The 3,292-nt window shown below is 70.9% G+C and carries 4 protein-coding genes; all 4 read left to right on the top strand.

Features of this window, described 5'->3' with window-relative positions:
• Positions 1–279: hypothetical protein (locus H7965_RS29225; protein WP_222440885.1), on the top strand; the 279-nt coding region annotated here is incomplete at its 5' end.
• A 22-nt stretch (positions 280–301) separates the two neighbouring features.
• On the top strand, positions 302–1,327 hold the full coding sequence (locus H7965_RS29220; RefSeq protein ID WP_186774011.1) for a YeiH family protein: 1,026 nt from the start codon (positions 302–304) through the stop codon (positions 1,325–1,327).
• Positions 1,328–1,520: 193 nt separating this feature from the next.
• Complete coding sequence (locus H7965_RS29215; protein WP_186774010.1) at positions 1,521–2,285, top strand: histidine phosphatase family protein; 765 nt, start codon at positions 1,521–1,523, stop codon at positions 2,283–2,285.
• The gene (locus H7965_RS29210; RefSeq protein ID WP_186774009.1) at positions 2,282–3,202 is read left to right on the top strand and encodes an NAD(P)H-hydrate dehydratase; all 921 of its coding nucleotides are present in this window, start codon (positions 2,282–2,284) and stop codon (positions 3,200–3,202) included. Before H7965_RS29215 ends, H7965_RS29210 begins: the two co-directional genes overlap by 4 nt.
• Positions 3,203–3,292 lie beyond the last annotated feature (90 nt).

Genomic DNA, 3,292 nt, shown 5'->3' with positions numbered 1-3,292 from the left:
ATCTACGACCCGCGCTTTCCGGACGCCGCGCGGCAGCGGCTGGCCGTGGCGGGGCTCACCCTGTTCAACGACGCGATCCTGCGCGAAGCCTTTGCCCGCGACCTGGCAGTGATCGACCTGCGCCTGATCTGCAGCGATCCGGCGGACTTCGCCAATGCGATCGAACCGTCGGCACTCGGCGGAGCGAAGATCGCGGCGGAGATCGTGGCGATGGTCACGGCAGGGCCGGTGGCCCAGCGTGGTTTCCGCGTCTTTGCGGGCCGGCAGCGGCGACCATGATCCATAAGACCGCTGCGCCCTGATGGCGGCCATCCTACGCGCGGCGGGCGAGCTGCTGCCGGGCCTCGCCCTCTGCGCGGCCATCGCCGCGGTGGCGTGGGCGGTTCAGGCACTGGAACGCAGCCTATTCGGCTTTGCTTGGCTCGACTCGCTGGTCCTTGCCATCCTGATCGGCGCGGCGATCCGCACCAACTGGGAGCCGGCACCGGCCTTCCGTCCCGGCATTCGCCACGCCTCCGGCACGCTGCTGGAAGTGGCTGTCGTCCTGCTCGGTGCTTCGCTCGATCCGCGCGCCGTCGCGGCGGGTGGGTTACAACTGCCGGTTTTCATCGCCGGAGTGGTCGTCCTGTGCCTTGCAGCTGGCTACGGCGCGGGACGGCTGCTCGGCCTGCCACATCGTACGGCGATGCTCATCGCCTGCGGCAATGCCATCTGCGGCAATTCGGCGATCGCCGCCGTGGCGCCAGTGCTGGGCGCCAGTGCGAAGGAGGTTGCATCCACCGTGGCCTTCACGGCTGCGCTCGGCGTCCTTGTCGTTCTGGTGCTGCCGCCGCTCGGCACGGCGCTTGCCCTCTCCGCTTCGCAGTACGGTACCTTCGCGGGGCTGACTGTATACGCCGTACCACAGGTGCTGGCGGCGACGGCGCCCTTCGGCAGCCAGGCGATGCAGGCCGGCACGCTGGTGAAGCTGCTGCGCGTGCTGACGCTGGGACCGGTCGTGCTGGGCCTCTCGGCCATGCAGCGGCGACGGAAGGCGGCGGACGGCCACCGGCCGCCTGTGGCCCGCCGCTTCGTGCCCTGGTTCATCCTGGGCTTCCTGGCGCTTGCGGCGGCGAATGCGGCCGGGCTGGTGCCGCAGGCGGCGCGGGCGCCGCTGCATGGGTTGGCGGGGCTGCTGACGTCCTTGGCAATGGCCGGACTCGGCGTCAGCGTGGAGCTTCGCGGGCTGCTGCGCGCCGGGCCACGCATCGTCGGCGCGGCAGCCGCCGGGCTTGTCGTCCTAGCCTGCGCCAGCCTCGTGGCGATCGCCTTGCTTGGTGTGGGCTGAACGGCTGGCGCGACCAACCACGTCCCGCCGCCCGCATCCGAGGCCGGGTAGGCTTTCGCCGGGATGTGGTGCGGCCCACCTCGGCACGCGAGGCCTCCTCCCTCCTTTGGACGCGGCCGCTGCAGGAGATTCGCCCACGTCGAACGGATGCCGCGCCGCGGTGTTACCGGCTGAGGCAGAAGCAGGTATCCCGATGTATCAGCGCTGGCCTGAACGGCTCTGGGTCGTGCGGCATGGCGAGAGCGCCGGAAACGTCGCGCGCAACGCCGCCCAGGCGCGCGGGCTGGCGATGATAGACATCCCCCACCGTGACGCCGACGTGCCGCTCAGCCCGCTCGGGGAACGGCAATCAGCTGCGCTCGGCCACTGGTTCGCCGCGGCGCCGGAGGAGAAGCGGCCGAATGCGGTGCTCACCTCGCCCTATCTCAGGGCGCGCCAGACCGCGGCCCTGCTCCGGGCTGCCGGCAATCTGTCGCTCGATCCCTTGGAGTTCATCGTGGATGAGCGGCTGCGCGAGAAGGAGTTCGGCATTCTCGACCGGCTGACCACGGCTGGCATCCTGGCGCGCTTCCCTGAGCAGGCCGAGGCCCGCCGGCTGCTGGGCAAGTTCTACCACCGCCCGCCGGGGGGCGAGAGCTGGTGCGATGTTATCCTGCGCCTGCGCAGCGCGCTCGACACGATCAGCCTGCACCATGACGGCTGCCGCGTGCTGATCGTCAGCCATCAGGTCGTCGTGCTCTGCCTGCGCTACCTGCTCGAAGGTCTCGACGAGGCACGGCTGCTGGCGATCGATGCCGAGGCCGATGTCGCCAATTGCTCGGTCACCGAGTATCGCTTTGACCCAGGCCTTGGCCGGCATGGCGCACTGCGGCTGCACTGCTACAATTTCGTCGCCCCGCTCGAACGGGAGGGCACGCCGGTCACCGCCACGCCGGACGCCAATGTGGCCGCCCGATGAGCGCGACCTTGGAGCTGACGCCCGCGCTGCTGCGCGGCATGCCCCTGCCGGAGCCGGAGGGTGGCGACAAGGAAGGGCGAGGCCGGGTCTTGGTCGTCGGCGGCAGCCTCGAGGTACCAGGAGGCATGCTGCTCGCCGGTACGGCGGCGTTGCGCGTCGGCGCCGGCAAGCTGCAGATGGCCACCTGCCGCAGCATCGCGCCGCACTTGGCCCTGGCCGTGCCGGAGGCCCGCGTCTTCGGTGTGGCGGAGACGCCGGGGGGCGGCATCGCGCCGGCAGCGGCCGCGGCGCTGCGCCACCCGGCCGGGCAGTGCGGCGCGGTGCTGATCGGCCCCGGCATGCTGGAGCAGGCGGAAGCGGCAACCCTGGCTGCTGCCTTGCTGGAGGTGACGCCGGGCGCGGGCTTCGTCCTGGATGCCGCAGCCATGTCGGGCCTGTCCAGGCTGGACGAGGGGCGGCGCCGACGCCATGGGGGGCGCGTGGTGATCACACCGCATGCCGGGGAGATGGCTGGGCTGCTGGGTATGACGAAGGAGGCGGTGGAGGCGGATCCACTCGCCACGGCCCTTAGCGCGGCGTCGATGCTGTGCGCGGTGGTGGCGCTGAAAGGCGCAACGACGTGGATTGCCGACCCGGACGGCCGGGCCTGGGTCAACCGGCATGGTTGTGTCGGGCTCGGCACCTCGGGCTCCGGTGACACGCTGGCGGGGTTCATAGCAGGCTTGCTGGCACGTGGCGCGGCGCCGGCGCAGGCCACGGCCTGGGGCGTCTACATGCACGCCGAGGCGGGAAGGCGCCTTGCCCGGGCACATGGCCCACTGGGCTTCCTGGCCCGCGAGATCCCCGGCGAAATCCCACGCATCATGGCCAACCTGGGATCTCTCGAAGGAGAGGACCCTGATCGTCCTGAACAGTGACCGGTGATGATGACAGGGGCGGTACAACTTCCCTGGCTTTGATCGTCAGCCGCAGGTCCGCGGCCGCTTGGCGAAGGCGGTGGCGGTTAG

The sequence above is a fragment of the Siccirubricoccus deserti genome (genome assembly GCF_014283215.1).
GTDB classification, from domain to species: Bacteria; Pseudomonadota; Alphaproteobacteria; order Acetobacterales; family Acetobacteraceae; genus Siccirubricoccus; species Siccirubricoccus deserti.
The sequence above is the reverse complement of the archived record's forward strand: the minus strand, read 5'-3'. Positions and strand labels throughout refer to the sequence as shown.